This is a genomic window from Tessaracoccus flavus, assembly GCF_001997295.1.
Lineage (GTDB): Bacteria > Actinomycetota > Actinomycetes > Propionibacteriales > Propionibacteriaceae > Arachnia > Arachnia flava.
Window position 1 is genome coordinate 1,571,963 of record NZ_CP019605.1, and the last position, 22,187, is coordinate 1,594,149.

Annotated in this window: 22 protein-coding genes; 16 read left to right on the forward strand and 6 right to left on the reverse strand. The window is 67.8% G+C overall.

The features are described from left to right. The first annotated feature begins 108 nt into the window (after window positions 1-108). The 3 genes from RPIT_RS07205 (at window position 109) to RPIT_RS07215 (ending at window position 2,700) form a co-directional block, all read left to right on the forward strand. Complete coding sequence (locus RPIT_RS07205; protein ID WP_077341915.1) at window positions 109-816, forward strand: response regulator transcription factor; 708 nt, start codon at window positions 109-111, stop codon at window positions 814-816. Further along, window positions 813-1,958 (forward strand): sensor histidine kinase, encoded by a 1,146-nt coding sequence (locus RPIT_RS07210; RefSeq protein WP_077341917.1) that lies wholly within the window; start codon window positions 813-815, stop codon window positions 1,956-1,958. The genes RPIT_RS07205 and RPIT_RS07210 overlap by 4 nt, the downstream gene beginning before the upstream one ends. An 88-nt stretch (window positions 1,959-2,046) precedes the next feature. After that, entirely contained in the window at window positions 2,047-2,700 is a 654-nt protein-coding gene (locus RPIT_RS07215) for a DUF305 domain-containing protein (RefSeq protein WP_077341920.1), read from the forward strand. 97 nt (window positions 2,701-2,797) lie between these two features. Here the strand turns inward: RPIT_RS07215 and RPIT_RS15645 are convergent, their stop codons facing one another. The 3 genes from RPIT_RS15645 to RPIT_RS07230 are packed head-to-tail and all read right to left on the reverse strand — an operon-like array spanning window position 2,798 to window position 4,337. Next, window positions 2,798-3,127 carry a hypothetical protein gene (locus RPIT_RS15645; RefSeq protein WP_226996364.1) on the reverse strand — a complete coding sequence of 110 codons (330 nt, stop codon included), beginning with the start codon at window positions 3,125-3,127 and terminating at the stop codon, window positions 2,798-2,800. Next, the gene (locus tag RPIT_RS07225; RefSeq protein WP_143028298.1) at window positions 3,124-3,570 is read right to left on the reverse strand and encodes a hypothetical protein; all 447 of its coding nucleotides are present in this window, start codon (window positions 3,568-3,570) and stop codon (window positions 3,124-3,126) included. The genes RPIT_RS15645 and RPIT_RS07225 overlap by 4 nt, the downstream gene beginning before the upstream one ends. Beyond that, a complete protein-coding gene (locus tag RPIT_RS07230) occupies window positions 3,567-4,337 on the reverse strand; it encodes a prolipoprotein diacylglyceryl transferase (RefSeq protein WP_237267847.1) in 771 nt (256 codons plus the stop codon). The genes RPIT_RS07225 and RPIT_RS07230 overlap by 4 nt, the downstream gene beginning before the upstream one ends. A 767-nt stretch (window positions 4,338-5,104) precedes the next feature. Between RPIT_RS07230 and RPIT_RS15650 the strand changes: the two genes are divergently transcribed. The 8 genes from RPIT_RS15650 (at window position 5,105) to RPIT_RS16125 (ending at window position 11,327) form a co-directional block, all read left to right on the forward strand. After that, entirely contained in the window at window positions 5,105-5,644 is a 540-nt protein-coding gene (locus RPIT_RS15650) for a DMT family transporter (RefSeq protein ID WP_218121658.1), read from the forward strand. Window positions 5,645-5,789: 145 nt separating this feature from the next. Continuing rightward, entirely contained in the window at window positions 5,790-6,101 is a 312-nt protein-coding gene (locus RPIT_RS07240) for a heavy-metal-associated domain-containing protein (RefSeq protein WP_077341928.1), read from the forward strand. Window positions 6,102-6,178: 77 nt separating this feature from the next. Then, the gene (locus RPIT_RS07245; protein WP_226996365.1) at window positions 6,179-8,989 is read left to right on the forward strand and encodes a heavy metal translocating P-type ATPase; all 2,811 of its coding nucleotides are present in this window, start codon (window positions 6,179-6,181) and stop codon (window positions 8,987-8,989) included. A 28-nt stretch (window positions 8,990-9,017) separates the two neighbouring features. After that, entirely contained in the window at window positions 9,018-9,299 is a 282-nt protein-coding gene (locus RPIT_RS07250) for a metal-sensitive transcriptional regulator (RefSeq protein WP_077341932.1), read from the forward strand. Window positions 9,300-9,393: 94 nt separating this feature from the next. Then, on the forward strand, window positions 9,394-9,648 hold the full coding sequence (locus RPIT_RS07255) for a hypothetical protein (protein ID WP_077341934.1): 255 nt from the start codon (window positions 9,394-9,396) through the stop codon (window positions 9,646-9,648). Window positions 9,649-10,070: 422 nt separating this feature from the next. After that, on the forward strand, window positions 10,071-10,736 hold the full coding sequence (locus RPIT_RS07260; RefSeq protein WP_077341936.1) for a hypothetical protein: 666 nt from the start codon (window positions 10,071-10,073) through the stop codon (window positions 10,734-10,736). Continuing rightward, complete coding sequence (locus RPIT_RS16120; protein WP_077341938.1) at window positions 10,693-10,983, forward strand: IS3 family transposase; 291 nt, start codon at window positions 10,693-10,695, stop codon at window positions 10,981-10,983. Before RPIT_RS07260 ends, RPIT_RS16120 begins: the two co-directional genes overlap by 44 nt. Next, window positions 10,980-11,327, forward strand: a complete 348-nt coding sequence (locus RPIT_RS16125; protein ID WP_077341940.1) for a hypothetical protein — start codon at window positions 10,980-10,982, stop codon at window positions 11,325-11,327. The genes RPIT_RS16120 and RPIT_RS16125 overlap by 4 nt, the downstream gene beginning before the upstream one ends. A gap of 95 nt (window positions 11,328-11,422) precedes the next feature. Here RPIT_RS16125 and RPIT_RS07275 read toward each other — a convergent pair whose 3' ends face one another. The 3 genes from RPIT_RS07275 to RPIT_RS07285 form a co-directional block, all read right to left on the reverse strand. Then, on the reverse strand, window positions 11,423-14,599 hold the full coding sequence (locus RPIT_RS07275) for a carbohydrate binding domain-containing protein (protein ID WP_077341942.1): 3,177 nt from the start codon (window positions 14,597-14,599) through the stop codon (window positions 11,423-11,425). Between the two features lie 154 nt (window positions 14,600-14,753). Then, window positions 14,754-17,879, reverse strand: coding sequence for a beta-xylosidase family glycoside hydrolase (locus RPIT_RS07280; RefSeq protein WP_218121659.1), 3,126 nt, complete (start codon window positions 17,877-17,879; stop codon window positions 14,754-14,756). Between the two features lie 183 nt (window positions 17,880-18,062). Then, window positions 18,063-18,437: a substrate-binding domain-containing protein gene (locus RPIT_RS07285; RefSeq protein ID WP_226996366.1), complete on the reverse strand. Its 375-nt coding sequence runs from the start codon at window positions 18,435-18,437 to the stop codon at window positions 18,063-18,065. On the opposite strand from RPIT_RS07285, the gene RPIT_RS14965 reads away from it, so the two are divergent. The 5 genes from RPIT_RS14965 (at window position 18,427) to RPIT_RS07310 (ending at window position 22,176) form a co-directional block, all read left to right on the forward strand. After that, the gene (locus RPIT_RS14965) at window positions 18,427-18,834 is read left to right on the forward strand and encodes a hypothetical protein (RefSeq protein ID WP_143028299.1); all 408 of its coding nucleotides are present in this window, start codon (window positions 18,427-18,429) and stop codon (window positions 18,832-18,834) included. The two genes, RPIT_RS07285 and RPIT_RS14965, sit on opposite strands and share 11 nt — an antisense overlap. Window positions 18,835-19,238: 404 nt before the next feature. Continuing rightward, window positions 19,239-19,652, forward strand: coding sequence for a type II toxin-antitoxin system VapC family toxin (locus RPIT_RS07295; protein ID WP_176789363.1), 414 nt, complete (start codon window positions 19,239-19,241; stop codon window positions 19,650-19,652). A 45-nt stretch (window positions 19,653-19,697) separates the two neighbouring features. Further along, on the forward strand, window positions 19,698-20,297 hold the full coding sequence (locus RPIT_RS07300; protein ID WP_077341950.1) for an SOUL family heme-binding protein: 600 nt from the start codon (window positions 19,698-19,700) through the stop codon (window positions 20,295-20,297). 257 nt (window positions 20,298-20,554) lie between these two features. After that, the gene (locus tag RPIT_RS07305; RefSeq protein WP_077341952.1) at window positions 20,555-21,439 is read left to right on the forward strand and encodes a restriction endonuclease; all 885 of its coding nucleotides are present in this window, start codon (window positions 20,555-20,557) and stop codon (window positions 21,437-21,439) included. Window positions 21,440-21,630: 191 nt separating this feature from the next. Then, window positions 21,631-22,176: a hypothetical protein gene (locus RPIT_RS07310; RefSeq protein WP_077341954.1), complete on the forward strand. Its 546-nt coding sequence runs from the start codon at window positions 21,631-21,633 to the stop codon at window positions 22,174-22,176. Window positions 22,177-22,187 lie beyond the last annotated feature (11 nt).

Here is a 22,187-nt window from a genome sequence, read left to right on the forward strand (position 1 = left end):
CCCTCCAGATCAGGGAACGGTTCAGCCCGGGTCAAGATTCGGCCAAGAACACTCCCCCAGCACCGTGAGGGGGTGGGGTGGCGGGCGGGGAGTGTCAATAATGGCTGTATGGCTGAGCCCCGCAGGTCGAGTGTGTTGGTGATCGACGACGAGCGCCCGCTGGCAGGGATCGTCGCCTCCTACCTCAACAAGGCAGGCTTCGACACCGCCCTGGCCTACACCGGCCCGGACGGCGTCTCCTCGGCGCAAGACCTGGACCCCGACGTCATCATCCTTGACCTGGGCCTACCCGGCATCGACGGCATCGAGGTGTGCCGCCAGATCCGGCTGTTCTCCGACTGCTACATCCTGATGCTGACCGCCCGCGCCGACGAGGTCGACAAACTGATCGGCTTGTCGGTGGGCGCCGACGACTACCTGACCAAGCCGTTCAGCCCCCGCGAGCTCGTCGCCCGCGTCAACACCGTGCTGAGACGCCCGCGCCGCCAGACCCACGGCACACAGCCGGCCCCGCCTCGCGAGTTCGGGCGGCTGCGGGTGGACGCGGAGGGCCGCGACGTGTGGGTCGACGACCAGCAGGTGGGGCTCACCCGCACCGAGTTCGACATCCTCGACGCACTGTCCGGCCGGCCCAACGTGGCGCTGAGCAGGCGGCAGATTATCGACTCGGTGTGGGGCCCGGGCTGGGTCGGCGACGATCACGTCGTCGACGTGCATGTGGCAAATCTCCGCAAGAAGCTCGACGACCCGCCCGCGGAACCTCGCTACATCCTCACCGTCCGCGGAGTCGGCTACCGGATGGGACCAGGAGCATGACCAGGCTGCGCGGTCTCGTGGGCCGGATGCGGTGGGGAACCCGCACCTTCCTCACCCAGGCCCTGGTGGTGGCGGTCGGCGTGATCACCGCCGCCCTGATCGCTGTGGTGGTCGGGCCCCCACTGTTCCACGAACACCTGCAACAACTAGGTCACGCGGACGGAACTGCCGAGATGGGGCATGTGGAGCAGGCGTTCCTCGACGCTGGCGTCAGATCGTTGGGCATCGGGCTGGTGGTGGCGCTCACGCTGGCTATCGGCCTGGCCTGGATCGAGACCAGGCGGCTGCGCCGCCCACTGGAACAACTGACCGCAGCCGCCGCCCAGCTCGAGGCAGGCGACTACACCGCCCGCGTCCCCCAGAGTGGAACAAGTCCCGAGTTCACGGCCGTCGCCGACGCGTTCAACGACATGGCCAGCCGCCTGGATTCCACCGAGACCAGCCGACGGCGGCTGCTCTCGGACGTGGCGCACGAGCTTCGCACCCCCCTGGCCACGCTGACCGCTGAGCTGGAGGCCGTCATCGACGACGTGGTCCCCTGGGACCACGACAGCCAGCAGCTGCTCACCCTCCAGGCCGCCCGGCTCAAGAAGATCGCCGCCGACCTCGACGACGTATCCCGCGCCGAGGAAGGTCGATTCACTTTGGATACCCAGACCCAGGCGGTGTGGGACCTCATAGAGCCCGCCGTCGCCACCGTCGCCACCCGATACCAGGCCAAGGGAGTCGTCTTGTCCGCGGACTCGGACCCGGGCTTCGTCGCAGCGGATCCGCAGCGGGTGGGACAGATCCTGGGCAACCTCCTCGACAACGCGCTGCGGCACACCCCCATCGGGGGGATCGTGCACATCAGCGCACGCGAGTCCCGGGACGAGGTGGTGTTCATGGTCACCGACACCGGCGACGGCCTCACCCCGGAGCAGCTCTCGAAGGTGTTCGACCGGTTCTACCGCGCCGACACCGCCCGGGCCCGCGATGCGGGCGGCTCCGGGATCGGGCTGACCATCGCCCGCAGCCTCGCCCTAGCCCACGGCGGCTCATTGACCGCAACCAGCCCCGGCCCCGGACACGGCTCGACATTCACCCTCACCCTTCCCCTCGCCACCGCGCCAGAACCGGAGCGTGTCTTGATCGATTCTTGACCTTCCACGGGTTGGATCGAGAGCTGAGGGTCCATAGCCTCGAGATCAAGGACCGGCGAGCCCCGTCGGCCAGGAACGGAGCACGAATATGTCACGCACGAAGCAGATCACCGCCACGTTGGCGGGGCTGGTCCTCACGGCCACCCTGGCAGCCTGCGCAGACCAGAGCACCACTCCCCCAGCCGCGACCACCACTCCGACCAGCAGCACCTCCGCCACGGCCACCGAGTCAGCGTCGGCGTCGGCGAGTGCCTCGACGGACGTCGCCGCCGATCACAGCGACCAGGACACCACCTTCGCGCAGATGATGATCATCCACCACGAGGGCGCCATCGAAATGTCTGAGCTGGCCATTGAGCGAGCCGAAAGCCCCGAGGTCGTCGCGCTCGCCGAGCGGATCTCTGCAGCCCAAGGCCCGGAGATCGACGAAATGACCGCCTGGCTGAGCGCCTGGGGCGAAGACGTCTCCCCCGACGACCACGGCGGTATGGACATGGGCGGGATGGACATGAACGGCATGAGCCAGGAAGAGATGATGACCCAACTCGACGGCCTCACGGGCGCCGAGTTCGATCAGGCGTTCCTCGAGGCCATGATCGCCCACCACGAGGGCGCGATCGGGATGTCCGAGCAGCAGTTGGCCGAGGGCCAGAACCCCGACGCGGTGGCGCTGGCGGAGAAGATCATCGCCGACCAGCAGGCCGAAATCACCGAGATGCAGGAGATACTCACCGGCCTCTGACCCCAGGCGCACAAACGATGAGGCGCCCGTCCAGCCGGCGTGGCTGGATGGGCGCCTTGTCGTTGCCCTCGGGTCGGTGCGAATGCAGACCTGGGGGTTAGGCGGCTGGACTTGAGGCGAGGCGCTCGGCGTCGAAGAGGTCTTGGCAGCGTCGGCAGCAGAAATAGTACCGCTCGCCTTCAACGTCGCGGAACAAGCCGGCCGTCTCCGCGGTGGACTTCAGCGTGCTGGTCCCGCGCACCACGCAGGCGACCAGTTCGTCGCCGGGGCCGGCCACTACATCGTGCTGACAGTGATGACCGCCACCCTGGCCGTGGGCGGTGTGGCCGCCGCAGCAGCCTCCCTCCTGCTGGTTCCCGTGCTGGTGTCCGTGTTCGTGATTGCACATGTGCCCTTTTTCCTTTCGTTTTCTTGTGGTGTTGATCATCGGGTGGGTGAGGGGCTGTGGTGCCCCTCGTGGTCTTCGGTGCCGGTCGTGCTGGCGGAAGCGGCCGGTGTGGGGGTGTCTTGGTCGCTGGAGGTGGCGGGGTTGAACAGTGGCCCGATCACGAATGCCGACAGGGCGAACAGGCCGGTGAACACCGCTATCCCAATTGCGGGGGCCTTCCAGGTGCCGAACCTGCGATGCAGCCGTCGCAGCAGGGGGATGCTCAACGCCAACCCGACCACGTAGAGCAGCGTGTTGCCGAGGAATCCCGTCAGAAGCGCAGCCCCGGCCAGGAACCCGATGTGGTGCATCACGTGCGGCGCCAGGCCCATCAACGCACCGAGGGTGGCCCGTGTGCCGGCCCAGAGCGCACCCCAGAAGCCGCGACGCCCCCCTGTCACGCCTGGGGTGGTATCGGTGATCGTGTCCATCGCGCCGCTCACCGTCCGACCGGATGGGGGCTGGGGGCAGCCGACGAGGGGTCGGCGGCGGAGACGTTTGAGACTGGAGCAGCAGGATGGAACGTGTCTCGGAGGATCAGGGCGGCGCCGAGGATGATGCTGGCGATGCCGATCAGCTGCGCCTCTGTGAGATCGAGCACGACGTGCGGGTTGATGCGGACCATCTCGGCGAGGAGGCGGGCCGCTCCGCTGAGCATCAGATAGGACCCGAACACGGCCACCGGCCGCAGTCTGCGGCCCAGCACCCACAAGATGCCGGCGATCAGGAACGCACCGGCCGCTTCATATAGCTGGACCGGGTGCACCGGAACGTCGACCGGCACCACTCCGTTGGGGAACGCCATCCCCCAGGGCAGATCGGTGGGCGTGCCGTAGGTGCCGTCACCGGCCAGGAAGCAGCCGATCCGGCCGATGCCGTAGGCCACCGACAGCGGCGCCGCCATCGCGCCCGCCACCCGCCCAAGGGGCAGATCGTGGCGTCGAGTCATCACGATCACCGCGATCGACCCGGCGATCAATCCCCCGTACCAGACGAACCCGGACCCGCCGAACAGGTGCCAACTGAAGTTGTCCCAGTTCGCGATCAGGTAGTACACCTTCGCGCCGACGAACCCCCACACCGTCGCCCACAACGCGATCGAGTGCGCCAGTTCCTTGTCGTAACCGATCCGCGTGAACGCGCGACCCAACAGGAACGCGCCGACCAGCAGCGCCAGCGCCTTACTCAGCCCATAGCTCTGGATCCCCACACCAAAAATCGAGAACACCTCAGGCCACACAGCCCACTCCCATCGTCGAAACTGTTCCAGGCGCGCGACGTGACCGCGGGGCCTCACTGCCCAGTCTCAACCGGTCATCTCAAGCAACGAGCAGGACCCGGACAAGGTTTGGTCAAGATCCCCGTCCACGTGCCTGGACGAGGTAACGCCACACAGTAAGGCGGATCTTGAGCGAAGCCTGACCACCTGACCGTGACTTTTTGGATTGCACCCTGCCTACCCTGATGACATACCCCTTTGGGGTGTGGTGGCGGCGTCGATACCACGGGTCCCCCGTGTCGGCTCGGAAGTTGAGGAAAGGGCGCTTCGGCGTAGGTCGAAGCTCCGTGGCGGGTGCGTGCCAAACTCGAGATTCAATGGCTGGTGGTCGAGATGGGTTCAAGCGGCAGCTCTTCAGATGGCGTCCGAGCGGATGTGGTGCTCGCGGGGCACCGCGATCTCCAGAATCTGGCGTCCACTGCGTCGACCTGGATCTGGAGCCGCCGGTGGAGTCGCTGTTGCCCCCGGCCGGGGCCGTGACCAGCGAGTTCCTTCCCGCCCCGGTCAGGGCCACGACGGCCTGAGACCGGACGGACGGGCAGGCATCCGCCGAGCCCGTCGGCGCACGACCTGTCGGCCAAGCGGTCGGAGAGGAAGACCCGATCATGAAGAGCAAACCACGGTCCTGGAGGCCGGTGGCCTGCACTGGGCCACCTCGGAATCAGTGATCGAGAGAACGCTACTTGGGGTTACCCGGCGTGCTGGCCGTCGAGGCCAGCGCCGTCTCCCAGACCGCGACGGTCACATATGACCCGAACCAGACGTCGGTCGCCCAACTGGTCGGCTGGGTCAATGACTGCGGCTACCACTGCACCGGGCTGGATCTGGTCACGGCCGCGGCGTGGCACCTGCTGATGGGCGCGGCTGGACTGATGGTGTTCGCCGCGGCCGTGGAGGGCTTGCCGGTGATCGCGTGGACTCCCCGTTTCGTCCTCTCGCTGGCGTTTCTGGCCCTCGTTGGTACCGCAGCGACGACCGTGGCGTGGTTCGCCGAGGCGCGCCGCAGCCAGGCTCGACACGTTGACGGCGTGGACGTACCTGACTCCGGTCCTTGGTATCGGGTTGGCCTCCGTCGCATTGGGCGAGTGGCCGGGCGGATGGACCGCCGTCGGGCTCCTCGGCGTGTTGGCGGCCATGTGGATCACCCTTCGACCACCGCGCCGGGCCCTCATACACCCGACGGCTGTCGGCCCCGCCGGCTGGTGAGCCACACCGCCGGTCACATGAACAACGAGTAGGACCCGGACAGGGTGCGGTGAAGATCCGTCCACGTGGCCGGGTCTTGTCGGGATCTTGACCCCACCCAGACCGGTTCCCGACACCGCGGGGGGCACCATCGAACATGAACACGCGAAACCGACCAGGAAGAGAGGGTGATTCGACGTGACGACGATGACACAGGCCACCTACGGGGTGCGCGGGCTCAGCTGTTGGCGCTGCATGATCAGCGCTGTGGAGGCGGTCCGGGCCTTGCCCGGGGTGCATACCGTCGGGATGGATTTGGAGCCGCACGGGGAGTCGCTGTTGACGCTGGCACCGGCCGGCGCCGTGACCAGCGCCCAGGTCCGGGCCACCCTCGACCGCTCCGGGTTCGAACTGACCCGACGCCGGCGCCGGCCCCGACCCAGCCGGCTCCGACATGCCCTCACCACAGCCCCTGTGGACGACGGTCGGGAAATCTTGACCGAAGCCTGACCCCATCGGGGTCGTTTCCGGACCTGCGCGGGCCTACCCTGGATACATACCCCCCCAGGGTACTGGGTGGGAGTCGAGTGGAAGTGGAGATTGTGATGCTCTGGCTGGTCATAGGTGGGGCGGTGGTCCTGACCGGGTTGCTGCTGTGGTTCTTCTTCGGCCCGAAACGGGCAGGGAAGGTCCGCATCGAAGATGGTGTTCAGGTGGTGGAGGTGACTGTCGACGGCGGCTACAACCCGGGGGTGATCGACGGGGTGCGTCCGGGGATGCCGGTGCGGATCATGTTCGACCGCCGAGAGGGTGGCGAGTGCACCTCGCGGGTGGTGGTGCCGGACTTCAAGGTCAACGCGAGCCTTCCCGCGTACCGGACCACGGCCGTCGAGTTCACCCCGACTGAGGCCGGCGAGTTCCGCTTCGCATGCGGCATGAACATGGTCTCCGGTCTGATCCGCGTCACCGGCGACCCCCACACCGCACCCACCCCCACCACAGCATCGGGTCATCACCACGCGCAGGTGGCCGCCTCCCCGGCAGTGGCCGGTCTTGCGACCGACGGTGCCGATGATGAGGCAGAGCGGGCTGTGGAGATCCGGGACCTGACCCGGCGGGTGATCATCGGCGCTATCCTCACCGCCCCGGTGCTGATCGCGGTGATGGCCGTCGAGCTGTTCGGCGCCACCTGGGTGCCTGAGATCTTGATGAGTCCCTGGTTGCAGCTGGCGCTGATTGCGCCGGTGATGCTGTGGTCGGGCTGGCCGATCCACCGCGTGGGATGGCGTGCCCTGTCGCACCGCACCGCAGACATGAACTCGCTGATCACGCTCGGCACCGTCGCGGCGTTCGGTTACAGCCTGGTGGTGACCTTCGCCCCCGGACTACTGCCTGAGGAGCTGCGGCAGGTGTACTTCGAAGCCGTCGGGGTGATCATCACGTTGATCCTGCTCGGCCGGCTCCTGGAAACCAAAGCCAAGGCCGGCACCGGTGAGGCGATCCGCAAACTGATCGGCCTGCAGCCCCGCACCGCCCGCGTCCTACGCGAAGATGTGGAGCTGGAGATCCCGGTCGAGGACGTCGTGGTCGGGGATGTGATCGTGATCCGCCCCGGGGAGAAGATGCCCGTTGACGGTGAGGTGATTCACGGATCCTCCGCGGTCGACGAGTCGATGGTGACCGGGGAGTCGATCCCTGCGGCCAAGACGGTCGGTGACACCATCATCGGCGCAACCATCAACGCCACCGGGGCACTGCGCTATGTCGCCACCAAGGTCGGCTCCGATACCTTGCTCGCCCAGATCATCAAACTGGTCCGTGAGGCCCAGGGCTCGAAGGCCCCCATCCAACGGCTGGTGGACAAGGTCTCGAGCTACTTCGTCCCGGTCGTGATCATCATCGCGGTGTGGACGCTGGCGATCTGGCTGCTGGTGGGTCCCCCGCCGGTGTTCGTGTTTGCGCTCGTCGCCGCCGTCTCGGTCCTGATCATCGCCTGCCCCTGCGCCTTGGGGCTCGCGACCCCGATGTCGATCACCGTGGGCACCGGCAAGGGAGCCGAACACGGCATCCTGATCCGCTCCGCTGAAGCGCTGGAAACCGCGCACAAGCTTGACGCGATCATCCTCGACAAGACCGGCACCATCACCAAGGGTGTACCGACCCTCACCGACGTCGCCACCGTGGCAGCGTTCGATGAGAACCAGCTCCTCGGCTGGGTCGCCGCTATCGAGAACAGCTCCGAGCACCCCCTGGCGGCGGCGATCGTGACCGGCGCCACCGACCGCGGTCTCACCCTGGGCGAGGTCACTGACTTCGACTCGGTCACCGGGCAAGGCGTCCGCGGCCACGTCGACGGCCACGACGTCCTGGTCGGCAACCGGCGACTTCTCGACGAAAATGGCATCAGTACCGACACGCTGCGGCCGCTGCATGACGCGCTCGCAGCAGGGGGCAAGACGCCGATGCTGGTGGCCGTCGACGGGCTCCCCGCGGGAATCGTGGCGGTCGCCGACACCATCAAGGACGGCTCCCCGGCCGCGGTCGCGGCCCTCCAGGCACGCGGCATCGAGGTCATCATGATGACTGGCGACAACCGGGCAACCGCTGCCGCGATCGCCTCCCAGGTCGGGATCCGTCGCGTGGTCGCCGAAGTGATGCCCGCCCACAAGGCCGCCGAGGTCCGACGCCTCCAGGACGAAGGCAAGATCGTCGGAATGGTCGGCGACGGCATCAACGACGCCCCCGCCCTCGCGCAGGCAGACGTCGGCTCCGCGATCGGCACCGGCACCGACGTGGCCATCGAATCCTCCGACATCACCCTGATCTCCGGCGCCCTGTCAGGGGTGGTCACCGCCGTTGACCTGTCGCGGGCCACTATGCGCAACATCAAACAGAACCTGGTGTTCGCGTTCCTGTACAACACCCTCGGCATCCCCATCGCCGCAGGTTTGCTCTACCCCGTCTTCGGGATCCTGCTCAGCCCCATGGTCGCCGCCGCAGCCATGGCCCTGTCCTCACTGTCGGTGGTCACCAACGCCAACCGGCTCCGCCGCTGGGCACCACACCCCATCCACGAGTCCCCCACCACCGGCTCCCCCGTCACCCCCGTCGTCGAAATCGGCGGCGAGACCCCCACCACCCAGCACCACACCACAGGAAAGGACACCCCCATGTTCGGCAAGAAGACCACCGCCACCACCCACATCGATCCCGTCTGCGGAATGAAGGTCAAGCCCGCCACCGCGGCCGCCACCCGCACCCGCAGCGAGACCACGATCTACTTCTGCTCCACCCACTGCGCCGAAGCCTTCGACGCGGACCCCGCCCGCTACGGACACCCCCAGATCGCGGCCGAGCACCAACCCGAGGCTCACACCCCCGCACCGCACCACCACTAGCCGCCGAACCAGACCAGGTCCAGGACACATGACCGGCAACCCACAGCGTCCGGAACTCATCGGCCAACTCGCCGTGATCGAAGGCCATATCCGCGGCATCGCCCGCATGGTCTATCAGGACGCCAACTGCATCGAGATCCTCACGCAGACCTCAGCAGTCACCGGCTCGCTGCGCTCAGTCGCCCTGGACCTGGTCGACAACCACCTCCAGCACTGCCTCACCCAGGCCATCCACTCCCCAGACCCCGCCTACCGCGACGCCAAGGTCGCCGAGGCCTCCACAGCCATCGCCCGCCTCGTCCGCAGCTGAACCGTTCTTGATCAGAGGTTGACCGGCCGCGGATCGGATCTGAATCCGGACCCCGCACAGTGGAAGCAGCACCCGAACGAGAGGAACCCGGCTCATGAGCCTCCACAGCCAACACCGCCCCACCGACACCGGCCCCGACACCCCACCCGCGGCCACCGGACCCGCCCAGCAGCACCAGGGCCACGGTGGCCACATGTGGCACATGCTCCTGATGTGCCTACCGTTGATCGGGTTCGGCCTGTGGTCGCTGTTCAGCGGAGGCGGCGCAGGCGCGCTGATCGGCGGCCTCCTCTGCGCAGGCATGATGCTGCTCATGCACGGCCGCCCCGGCGCCGGGCACCGCCACTGAAACTTGGCCGCCGCGGAGTGCCCGACCCACAGAAACCCAGCGAACGCCAAGGCAAGGGGGTACAAGTGACCAGACGGGCCGCTCCCCACGGCATCCACCCACCTGGTACCACGACGCCACGGCAACTGGACCCGCACACTGCACTTGTCCAGTCAGCGCACCCGTTACAAGTGACCTCGGACGGCACGGCCACGCCGATCCTCACGCAACCCGTCGCCAACGAACCGGCCCCCGTCGGGGGCAGGCGACGTCTTCGGCGCCACCGCGGAGGTGGAGTTCCAGGTCGCCCATGTCGCCGAAGGCATGGACCGATTCGCGGCACTGCTTCGAGCGGTGGCCAGGGCCGCCGACGCGGCCTCAACATCCAAGGGGTCGGGTGGGACCGCTACTGTCACGGAGAGAGCCAGCCTTGGGAGCTGGCCATGACAGCCCTGTTCGGAGAGCTGCTGGTGACCCGTTGGAGGACCCAACAGCATGATCGCTGGACCCGAACCCAGCTCGATGATCACCGGCAGCGCATGCTGGCGCGTCTGCGTGACCATGCCGCCCCCCAGTCGCCCTACTATGCCGACCAGCACCGCGGCATGCAGAGGGCAGCGCTGTCACAGTTGCCGCCCTTGACCAAGACGCAATTGATGGCGCAGTGGGACCGGCTGGTGACCTCTCCAGAGCTTCGCCTCGATTCGGTGACGCGACGGTTGCAGGATCTGGAGTCTGGGGGTGGTGATCCCGGACAACCCTGGCAGGGTCGCTGGTGGACGGCGGCCACCGCCGGCTCAGCCGGCCAAAGGGGCGTCTTCGTCTGGAACCGTCGCGAATGGATCCGCATCCTCTCGTCCTACGCCCGCGTCAACGACTGGGCCCAGGTGAAGGTCGGTCCACGCCGGCCTGTGCCGACCGCGATCGTGTCCACCCGCAACCCCACCCACCAGTCCGCAGTCGTCGGGGCCTCCCTCCGCAACCCCCTGGTCCCCACCCTCACGACTGCATGGGGTGTGACACTTCTCGTGGACAGTCGTTACCAGGAAGGAACGACGAGACGAGATGTCATCGATACGCAGGAAGTACACCCCGGAGTTCAAGGCTGACGCGGTCCAGCTCGTGGTGGTCGCGCAGCGGCCGATCGCGCAGGTCGCGCGGGAGTTGGAGATCAATGAGAGCTCGCTGGGCTACTGGGTCAAGATCTACCGGGAACAGCACCCCGACCCGGTGAAGGCCCCGCCCCCGGTGGAGGCGGCCCGCCTGGCCGCGTTGGAGGCCGAGGTGCGCCGGCTGTCGGAAGAGAACGCGTTCCTGAAAAAAGCCGCGGCCTTCTTCGCCAGGACGCAACCGTGACCGACAAGTTCACGCTGATCCACGCGGAGAAGGCCACCCACCCGGTCGGGTTGATGACCCGACTGCTGCACGTGTCACGCGCCGGTTACTACTCGTGGGTGAAGCGAGGCGACACCCCGGGCCCGGCGGCGACCCGACGGGCGGAGGTGACCGCCGCGGTGATCCACAGCCACACCGCCTCCAACGGCGTCAACGGGCACCGCCGGGTGCGCGCCGATCTGAGCGCCGACGGCGTGCCCGCCTCGGAGGGAATGGTGCGCCCTCGGGCGTCAGCAGTTGGACCATCTGGTCGCTCTGTCCGCGCACGGGCGTCCCCTTCCGGAAATCAACTTACGCAACCGTAGCTTACGCAAGCGTAGCTTCGAGTCCCAGCATGGCACAACGCGCCGACGGCGGCCCGGGTTCCTGCAGGAATCCGGACCGCCGTCGGCGCAATCGCTCAGTTGGCGAACCTCACGATGTTGTTGAACACCCACTGCCTCGACTGCTTGAAGGCCGTCGAGCCGTCGGCCGCGGCCACGTCGGTGAGGATGTAGCTGCGGCAACCGCCCCGGCCGGTGGCGGCGGTGTCGCACTCGGTGCGCCACTGCCGGCCGTCAGAGGTCCAGGACCCGCTGGTGCCGAGTGGGTTGTGCGACCACTGGCCACGCGACATCATCGGCAGGTAGGTCAGGTTGTTGAAGGCCCAACCGTTGGTCTGCACGAAGCGGCCACCCTCGCTCTTGATGGTGGTGGCCCAGATCGACGTCCGGCAGCGCACGGTCTGCGAGTACGGCTCGCACTCCGTGTGCCACAGGCGCCCGCCCGCCCGGTGGAACCCGGGGGTGGTGTAGACGTCGACCGACTCGGGGGTGGTGCCCGGGGCCGAGGGGGCCACCGTCGGGGTGGGCTGCGTCGGCTCCTCGGAGGGATCCTCGGAGGGCTCCGGCGAGGGATCCTCGGACGGGTCCTCGGAGGGATCCGTCGTCGGCTCGTCGCCGGCCGCGGTGAAGGCCCAGCTGTCCACCTCGATCAGGCGCTCGCCCTCGGGGCCGCGGAACACGAAGAACAGGTCGTGCACGCCGGTGGCGCCGGCCACCTCGGCCGTGACGTCGTTCCACTCACCCACCGCGGAGTCCGCGTTGATGGTGGCGACGACGGGCCCGGTCTCGGAGTCCAGGCGGACCTCGATCGTGGCGCCCTGGACCAGCGGCTTGACACGCGCGGTCACCTCGGCCGCACCGTCGCCGAAGTCCACGGACGAGATGCCCGTGAAGTCGCCGTCATCGATCTTGGTGAGCACGGTGTTGCCGTTGTCGTTGTGCTCGGGGAACTCCACCGAGGCAGTGTCGACCTGCTCGGTGCGGACACCGAGCTGCCAGGCGAGCGTCTCGGCCTCGAAGGTGCGGTACGGGTCGAAGTCCTTGATCTGCTCCACGCCCGCGTTTGTGCCCTCGACCTCCTTGATGGTGCCGTCCTCGTTGAACTCCACCTCGTCCAGGTGGACGCTGCGGTAGTTGACAACGTTGCCGTTGTTGAGCTCGTCACCCCACGCCAGGCCCATCGTCTGCGTGTGGTAGGTGAAGTACGTCTTGCCCTGGTAGTTGAAGACGTCGGAGTGGTTGTTGCCACCCGAGCCGGGGAACCACTTGCCGTGGGAGGCGAACAGCGTGCCGGCAAACTTCTCGCGGGTCAGGTCCATCGGGTCGTCGGTCATCATGTAGGCGATCTGCCCGGCGCCCGGGTAGTCCTGGCCCTCGATCATCTTGTCGTCGTACTGCGAGTTGCCCACCGCGAAGTTCGAGGAGTACGAGTAGTAGTACGTGCCGTTGCGCTCGAACATCGACGACGCCTCGAACATCCCGGGTCCGTCGATGACGGTGATTCCGGCTCCACTCGGGTCCTCGAGCTTGGTGTAGTCGTTGGGATCGAGCTTGACGACACGGGTGGACTTCGGGTGGTAGGGGTCCTGGGCGAAGTCCCAGTTGCCGCCGAAGTACAGGTAGGGCTGGCCGTCGACGTCCACGAAGACCTCGGGATCGAACAGCCACATCCCCTGCGGGAACTGGATCGGGTTGTTCTGGCCGATCAGCATCTGGCCGTTCGGGTCCTCCCACGGGCCCAGGGGCGAGCCGCCGACGATGACCCCGGTGCCGGAGCCACCGTTGCAGAAGTAGAGGTAGACCTCCTCGGTGCCATCACCGTCGAGGTCTGCCGAGACCGCGGCCGGCGCCCAGGAGTTGCCGGCCCACTTGGCGATCCCGTCCAGGCCCGCGACGGGCACGGCACCGTGGTCAACCCAGTTGACCATGTCGTCGGTGGACATCACGTTGAGGGTGTTGATGCGGTCGTAGCCACCGTCGCGCACGGGCAGGCCGTTCGGCTTCTTCTCCGCCGTCTGGTACTGCTGGTCGTCACTGGTGGAGTAGATGTAGAGGCGGTCGTTGAACACGACGTGGTGCGGGTCCGCACCGAACTTGTGGCCCATGAGCGGGTTGTGGTCCCCGACGGGCTTGGCCTGGACGTCCTCCACCGGGGACTTGCCGTCCTCGGCGGGCTCCTCGGCCGGGTCGGCCACCTTGACCAGCGAGACGTTGTCGATCTCGAAGTCCACCAGGTCGGAGGCCTCGGGCTCCCCGGTCCAGTCCGTCTCGAAGAACGCGCGCCGCCAGTCCCCGACGCCGCCCACGCCGGAGTTCGGGACGTCCGCGACGAACTCGTCGTCGAAGCTGGTCCACTCCCCCTGCGTGACGGTCCTGGTGACCGCGTTGAGGCAGATTCCGTAGGTGAAGGCGTCGTCACAGATGGTGAAGGCGAATCCCTGCGTCTCGTTCCCGCCGGTGTAGCGCAGGTCCGCCTCCAGCCGGTAGGTGGCGCCCTCCTCGAGCTTGCCTGCCACGTCAGCGGCCGGGCCCGTGTTGGTCTGGGTGCGGCCCGTGATCTGCAGGGCCGAGTCGGACTCGGCGCCCGGGGAGGTGACCTGCAGCTCGCCCTCGCGGCCGTCGACGACGTACCAGCCCTCGTGGCCGCCGTCCTCGAAGGTGCCCTCGGGGAGGATGCCTGCCGGCGTGTCGAGCCGCACGATGCTGACGTCGTCGAGGAGGAAGTCGACGGTGGAGGACCAGGGGGTCTCGAACTGGAAGTGGGAGAAGACCGTCTCGGCGTGGTTCTCGTTGTAGTTGGACGACTCCTCGGGAATGAAATCGAGCGAGTACTCCTCCCAGTCCCCCTTCTGGACCTGCTTGATGGCGTCGGCCGCGGCGACGCAGGCGCCGGAGGCCGGGCAGTAGGCGAGCCCGAACGGTTCCTCGTCCGCCCCCGTGGTGTGCTTGACCTTCGCCGTGACGCGGTACTGCCCGTCGTGGGCCAGCGGCTCGGCAAGTTCGCCCTTGAGTCCGTCGTAGAAGGCGCCCCGATCCGTCAGGGCACCGCTGTGCTCGCCCGAGGCCGCGTCGTCGCTGAGCGCGAACTGGCCACCGCCGGAGGGGATCCAGCCGGTGGTCCCGTCCTCGAATCCCGGGTTGACGACGATGTTGTCACCCGGCGCGGCCATCGCCTGGGGCATCGCGACGACCGACGTCGCTACGAGCCCGACGAGCGTCACCGCGAGGGCTGCCCGCCCTCCGGGACTGCGCATCCTCCTGCGCGTTCTGCTGGTACTCACTGCTTCTCCTTTGATGCGTTGGTGCGGATGGGGCTGTGCCGCTCGGCATTCGCCCGGCCGGTGGGCCGGGTTGCCCCACCGGTGGTGGCGGGCGGGGCCACCTGGACCCCGCCCACCATCACTCAGTTCAGTTGCGGAAACGGACCATGTTGTTGAACACCCAGTCCTGGCTGGCACGGTGCTGCCAGACCCCGTCGGCGCCCTGCTGGGAGACCACCAGGTCCGTCCAGATGTAGCTGCGGCAGCCGCCGCGGCCGGTGGCGGCCGTGTCGCACTCGGTCCGCCAGCGGCGGCCCTCGTCGGAGGTCCACTCGCCGGCGTTGCCGAGCGGGTTGCCGGCCCAGGCCTGCCTGGTGAGCAGCGGCAGGTAGGTGAGGTTGTTGAAGGTCCAGCCGGTGCGCTGGACGAACCTGCCGTCGACGGCCTCGACCGTGGTGGCCCAGATGTCGGTGCGGCACCGCAGGGTCTGCGAGTAGGGCTCGCAGGTGGTCTGCCAGGTGCGGCCGCCCACCCGGTGGAAGCCCGGGGTGTCGTAGACGTCGCCGGTGGAGCCGCCGGGCGTGGGCGGCGCGCTCGGGGACGTCGTCGGCGAGGGGCTCGGCGACGGGCTCGGGGTGGGCGTGGGCGTCGGAGTCGGCGACGGGCTGGGCTCCGGGGCGGCGTCGACGCGCAGCTGGGCCAGCAGCGCCGCCAGCTCGAGCGCCGGGGCGTCGATCTGGTTCTGCGTCGACGGCGTGGTCACGGCCCGTGCCCTCGCGAGGACGGCCTGCAGCTCCTCCCACTGGTCCGGGGCCAGGTCCGACTCCCCGAAGGTGGCGGCCGCCGCGATCGAGTCGTCCAGCAGGGCCCGGTCCAGCTCCAGCCCATCGGAGCTGAGCGTCCCGCTGAGCAGGTAGTGGTCGACGTCGACGTGGCCGCCGGTGCTCTCCAGGGCGTAGTTGAAGATGCCGAAGCGGTAGCCCATGAAGTGCGAGAGGCTCCAGTCCATCGTCAGCGGGCCGGCCGGGCTGCCCAGGTCGTGCCACTGCTGGCCGTCGAGGGAGTAGCGGAACTGCACCCACAGCTGGCCCGGGCTGCTCTCGAAGTCCGCGTCGGCCTTGAGGTGGACCACCTCGGCATCGCCCAGGGCCACGGTGGTGCCGGGCACGAAGGCCTCGGCCGCGTCCTGGTCGAAGGAGTCGGCGAACGGCTGGAGCCGCTGCACCACCCCGAGGGTGAGTTCGCCGTCGACGCGCTTCACGCCCGCGTAGGCGAAGCTGCGGGTGTAGGTGGCCAGGCCCGCGACGTCGCCGTCCAGCATCCCGGAGACGTCCATGGCGATCTCGGCCGAGGCCTTCGGGCCGAAGGTGCGCTGCGAGAGGGTGTTGCGGGCCTCCTCGAAGTACGCGAGCTCGCGCTCGGGGGCCTTGCTGTAGACGGCGGTCCCGGTGACGGTGTGGCCGTTGGTCAGGCGCAACCACCCGGGGCGCTCGGTCAGGGACCAGTAGCGGTTGTCCGGGTTGTGGTTCCACTGCCAGGCCAGGTCCAGGTTCGAGCCGTTGTGGGCGTACTCCGCCTCCACCGGCTGCTCCACCACGCCGGCCCGGCCGATGAAGGAGATGTCGTCGACCAGGTAGTCCACCTGGTCGGCCGGCGTCTGGTTCGGCCCCCAGGGGGTCTCGACCACCAGCGTGATGTCGCTCACATCGTCGCCGTCGGGGACGGCGAACTGGCCCGCCACGTCAGTCCACTCCCCCCTCACTGCGACGGCGCTGGCAGCCTGCTTGATGCCGCCGCCGTAGCTGAGGCCGATGATGAATCGCATCGTGTCGGGCCCCTCGTCGTAGCGCACGCGCATCGACGACGAGTAGGTCACGCCGTTTCGCACCTTGCCGTCGAGCACCTGGCCGGGGCCGGAGCCGTTGTTGACGCGTCCGGAGACTGCCAGCACCTGGGAGCCGTCGACAGCGGCCACCTCCAGGTCTGCGGTGTACTGCACCGCCCACGGGGCTACCTCGCCGCTCTCGAAGTCGCCGTTGCCGAGAAGTTCCACCCCGATGAGGGACTCGTCGACCTCGGGGGCCGCCGGCAGGTCCCACTGCTCGTCGCGGAATGGCTTGTGGGGTGCATCGTTGCGGAAGTCGTCGGAGGCGACGACGCTCTTGAGCCGCTGGGCGGCCGCGAGCTCCGGCGGCAGCGTGATGAGGTGGTCGAAGCTGTCACCGACGCGGACGCGCCCCCTGTCACCGAACGTCGGCCAGCCGTCCTGCCACGTAGCCGGGATGAGGGCCGGGATGCGGCCCACGGGGAACGTGTCGCGGAAGAAGAAGCCGTGCCAGCTGGTCTGGCCGTCCGTGGTGACCGGCACCAGGCTGCCCTGGGCGAAGCCGTCGGAGTCCAGCACCTGCTTGGCCTCGTAGGTGTTGCCGCCGTCCGCGGCGGTGTAGCGGCCGAGCAGCTCGGTGGAGCGCAGGAGGACCACCTGGCGGCCGCCGCCGGGGGGCCAGGTGATGGTGGGCACGTAGTAGTAGCCGTCGAAGAAGAAGACCTGCTGGCCCTCGTAGGCGGGGGTCATGGCCGGCTCGTCGGCGAAGTCGGTGTGGGTGACGATGTCCGGGTACTGGGCCACCACCTCGGTGAGGTCGTCACTGAGCTGCACGGCGCTGGTGCGGCCGGCACCGTGGAAGATGTAGGGGGTGCCGCCGTCGGCCTCGTCGAAGAACAGCGACATGTCGTGGTAGCCGTGGCCCAGCGCGATCCGCGTCCAGGCACCGTCCTCGATGTCGTCGGTGACGAAGATGTAGGCGCCGCCGACATTGTTGGTGTTGAACCCGACGTAGAACTTTCCGTCGTGGTAGCGCAGCGAACCGGCCCACTGGCCGGCGCCGTAGGAGTTCTCGCCATTGCGCAGGGACGACGCGTCGCCCATCGAGAGCCGGTCGTAGACGTAGTTGACGGTCTCCCAGTTCACGAGGTCGTAGGACTTCATGATCGGGGCGCCGGGGCTGAGGTGCATCGTCGTGCTCAGCATGTAGTAGACGTCGCGGCCCTCGGAGTTCTCCGCCGCCGGCACCCTGGCGACGCTCATGTCCGGCACGTCCGCGTTGAACAGCGGCACCGAGTAGGTGCCGTCACCGTTGTCGGCGCTGGTGTGACTCTTCGGATCCTGCGGGTCCTGCGCCGAGGCAACCGTCCCGAGCAGTGAGCAGCTGACCACCAGTGCGGCGATGGCCGTCATCGCCCTGCGCACGGGGTGTGGATATCGATCAACCATTGACAAGCTCCTTCGCCTGTTTCGGGGCCCCGGAGCAACCGCTATGTTACCGGGAACATGAGTGAAGGTATACCGATCAACCTCGGCCGTCAAGGGTTGCGTGGAACAGGGACGGGTGGAGGCCGCACGGATCACGGCCGGGGACGACCTGCCACCGCCCACCCCCTGGCCGGGGGCCGGTGCTCAGGCTCGGGTGGGGCCCCTGGTGGACTCGCGGCGAACGATGCGGGCAGTGGGCATCCTGACCCGGCCACGATCCCCGGTCGCGGCCGGAGCATCCAGTCCGAGGCTGGTGAGCACCAGTTCGCAGACCGCATCGACCATCGCGTCGTTGTCGGGCTCGATGGTGGTCAGCGACGGCACCAGGTACGGCGCCAGGGCCAGGTTGTCGAAGCCCACCACCTGGACGTCGTCGGGCATGACCCGGCCAGCCTCCCCGAGTGCCCGGAAGGCCCCGATGGCGCCGGCGTCGGTGACCGCGAACACGGCGTCGAAGGCGAGTCCCTCTGCGATGGCGGCCGCGAGTGCGGTGGTGATCGCGTTCAACGTGGACCTCACGATCCGCGCGAACGTCGCGATGTCTGCCGCCTTCCACCTCGGCTTCACGCAGGTCTCGGAGGCGTGGTTCAAGATCGGCTTCGCCTACCGGGACGGTAAGTGGGCCGCGATCAACGAAAGGGCCACCAAGTTCGGCGACCCCGTCATGGACAGCGACGCCATCTTCCAGGGCCAGGTGCGGGAATCCGCTGGGCTGGAGGTCATGGCCAAGCTCATGCTCTACGACACGTTCGGGCCCGCGCTGGGCTTCGGGCTGAAGGCCGGCGTCGACCTCGACGCCAAGATGGAGGCCGACGGCCTGATGGCGCGGGTGAAGATCTACCTCTCCGGCAGCGTGCTGGTGCAGGTCTCGCTGAAGATCCCGGTGATCAACGTCGACGTCGCCGAAACGGCTTAGGCTGCGGTGGTCTTGGGCCGGGGGTTGTTGATGGTGGTATTGGGGTCGTACTCCTGGCCGCGGATCCAAGCGCTGCCGGCTGCCAGCCCCCGGTGTAGCGGTCGATGGTGGCCCACTGGGCGCATTCGTTGATCACGGGGCAGTCGATGCAGAACTTGAGTGCCTGGTGGGCGGCGTCGGCGGCCGCCGAACTGTTGGGGGCGGTGTCGTGGCTGATTTCGGCCTCGTTCCATCCCGTGCCGGGAACGGCGCAGTTGCCAGCCGAGACCAGGACCAGGGCCAGCTCTGCGGCTTCCCGATGCCGCCAGATCCGGTTCAGCTTGTGTGTGCGCCATACTCGTCGGTTCGCCACCGACCGGCGTCGTGGGCTCATTTGCTGGCCTCGGGAGGCCTATAGTCGACCAATGGCCAGGTTCGTCGTCGATGCGAAGACTCTGCTGCACGTCCTCGAGAGCGGCCGATCCGTGGCAGCCGAGCATCAACTGGTGGCGCCCGCCTCGATCCGGTCGCAGGTCATGGACCTGCTGCTGGCGAGGGTCGACGCCGGGGACCTCACGGAGAAGCGGGCCCTCGCGCTGCACGAGCGCCTCACCGAAACCAAGCTCCGGCTCCTCAACGATCGCGTCAGCCGCCGCACGGCGTGGGACATCGCGAGGCAGCACGGCCGGCTCACCATCCGCGACGCGGAGTACATCGCGCTGGCAAGACTCCAGGCCGACGCCCTCGTCACAATCGATGCAGACCTGGCCGACGTCGCGACTAAGAGCGTGCCCGTGGCCGAACTCGATTATCTGTTCCAGCAGTCCCCCATTCTCTGACTCCTGCCGGCTCCGCTCGTTGGAGTAAGGTGGAACGCTTGTGGCATGACGCAAGAGCAGCCCTATGACGTCCTCAGCAGCTTCCGTGACTTCGAGGTGCGCCGCTACCCGGCCCACCTGGTGGCTGAGGTCGGGGTGGACGCGTCGTTCACGCGCGCGGGCAACGAGGCCTTCGGCGTGCTGGTGGCCTACATCTCCGGCCGCAACAGCACCCGGGGCAAGGTCGCCATGACCGCGCCGGTGCTGCAGGAGCAGGCGTCGGCCGCGATCGAGATGACCTCACCCGTTGTCCAGCAACCAGGCGGCAAGTCAGGCCGACACGTCGTGGCCTTCGTGATGCCCGCCGAGTTCACGCTCGACACGTTGCCGACCCCGGCCGACCCGCGCATCAACGTTCGCGAGGTGCCCGCCCATGTGGCCGCGGTGAGGAGCTTCACCGGCCGCTGGACGGAGCACGTCTACGAATTGCAGTTGAACGAGCTTCGTGGCGCGGTGGAGCAGGCCGGCCTCGAGGTCAGCGGGCCGCCACTGTTCGCCCGCTTTGATCCACCCTGGACGCCGTGGTTCCGCCGTCGCAATGAGGTGGTGCTCCCCGTCGGGTGGAACCCTCCCACCCGACGCGATGCTAAGACCACGCCGCGCTGAATTCGCGTCGCGTTGGATCAGTGGTGTTGCCGCGCCTGCGACGGAAGCGGAGTCACGGGTCCTGACACGACGACTCGCAACGCTTCAGCTTCGACGTCATTGCGGCTCGGCCTCCCTATCTCGACGCGTTGACGGATCGTCAGCTTCTCCCCCGCGGCTACCCGCCGCGGAACTGCTCTCTTCCGCAACCACGGAGCAGATACTAACGGGCTCCGGGAGAGCCGCGTGTGCGCTCCGAATGTGAGAGGCTCTTGGCCATGTACTCCCCGAACGCGGCATATCAAGCGGGACGTCAGGTGGGACGTCGGTATCGCCATTTTGCAGCTTCGGACCAGGACTTGTTCGATGCCGTCCGGCGTGAGATCGGCCCCCAGATTCGCCCGCGCGACGCACGCCTGGAGCGAGAGGCCGCTCAGCACAGGAACGCGACGGTCCTTCTGGTGATGATGACGCTGGCGTCGGCAGGCCTTCGTGTGGGATTGGTCACGTTCCGCGACGCCGAGTGGATGCCAGCTGTCGGCCGCGAGTTCCCGCTGGAGGCCCTGGGCTGGGCAATGGTTGCTCTGACCTCGGTGACGGTGCTGAGCTGGGTTCTGTACTTGGTGGCAAGCTGGCGGGCCAGCAGGCGGATCCGCAAGCTGCGCAAATCGTTGCTGGGTGCCGCCTACGAGGGTGCCCTCCAGTCGTTCGGCGAAGTGGGATCGACAACGGCTGATCCTGCGATTACGGCTGTCGTCTCAGAGGACAGGTTCTTCGACGACAATCAGGGCTCCACCGCTATGTCCCCCCGGGCTGCTGAGCATCTCGCTGCCTATTGGATGCGAACGCTGGGTGCAGTCGATGCTGAGGTCACCCGGTTCCGTGGGGACGGCGGCGTTGATGTCACCTCCTCCCGCTACATCGCCCAGGTGAAGCACTTCTCCAGCAACGTGGGAGTGGCGCCCATCCGCGAGTTGTCTGGCGTTGTACGTCTGGATGGGCGCCGCGGACTCTTCTTCACCACTGCAGGCTATTCGAGTGGAGCCATCGAGTTCGCCAACGCAAGTGGCATTGCACTGTTCGTCATGGACTGGGCCAACGGAAGACTCATGGCGGTCAACGACATTGCCCGAGCACTGCAGAGGCATCGGCTCGAAGCCTGACTCGTCGTTCCCCGCCAGACAGGTCAGCAAAGCCCGACTCTGAGTGTGGCGGCGCGAGTGATTCGACCGGCCTGGAGGACGGATTGACGACCCCCAACCCTCCCCACCTACGAGCTCTTCTGATCCCGCACAGGTTTATGCTCTCGTCAAGCCCCAATGGAGGGGCATGACCTCCGCGGAAAAGGAAGCCCATGAACCGCCGCATTGTTTCTCCCGTTCTCGCCGTTCTGGCAGCCCTCGCGATGACCGCCTGCTCCGGAACTCCGACCGACACAACCCCCGCCTCTCCCGCCGACGCGGCAACGACCGCCGCCCCCGTCGAGACCACGGCCGACGCTGTCCCCTCGTCTGAGCCCGCCCCCGCACCGGCGACGAGCACCGACGCTGCCGTCGGCGGGGAGCAGTCAGTGGCCCAGGCATGCATGAGCATGGCCGGCCCGATCGCAGAGGCGAGCGAGAAGATGTCAGAGATCGCTTCCGTCGCCACCACTGACCCACAGAGCGCCGTCGACACTTGGTCTGCACTGGTCGAGGCCTACGAATCGGTCGCGGGCACCGTCACCAACGCCGAGGTCAAGGCAGCTGCCAGCGCCGTCCGCGACGACCTCGCGTCACTGCGCGACGCGATGCAGAAGGTGTACGTCGAGCTGGACATGAGTGCGATGAGTGAGTTCACCGACGCCACGGCCGAGTGGCAGGACTCTCAGACGAACTTGCAGACTATCTGCGCGGGGTAGCCGCACCGCAG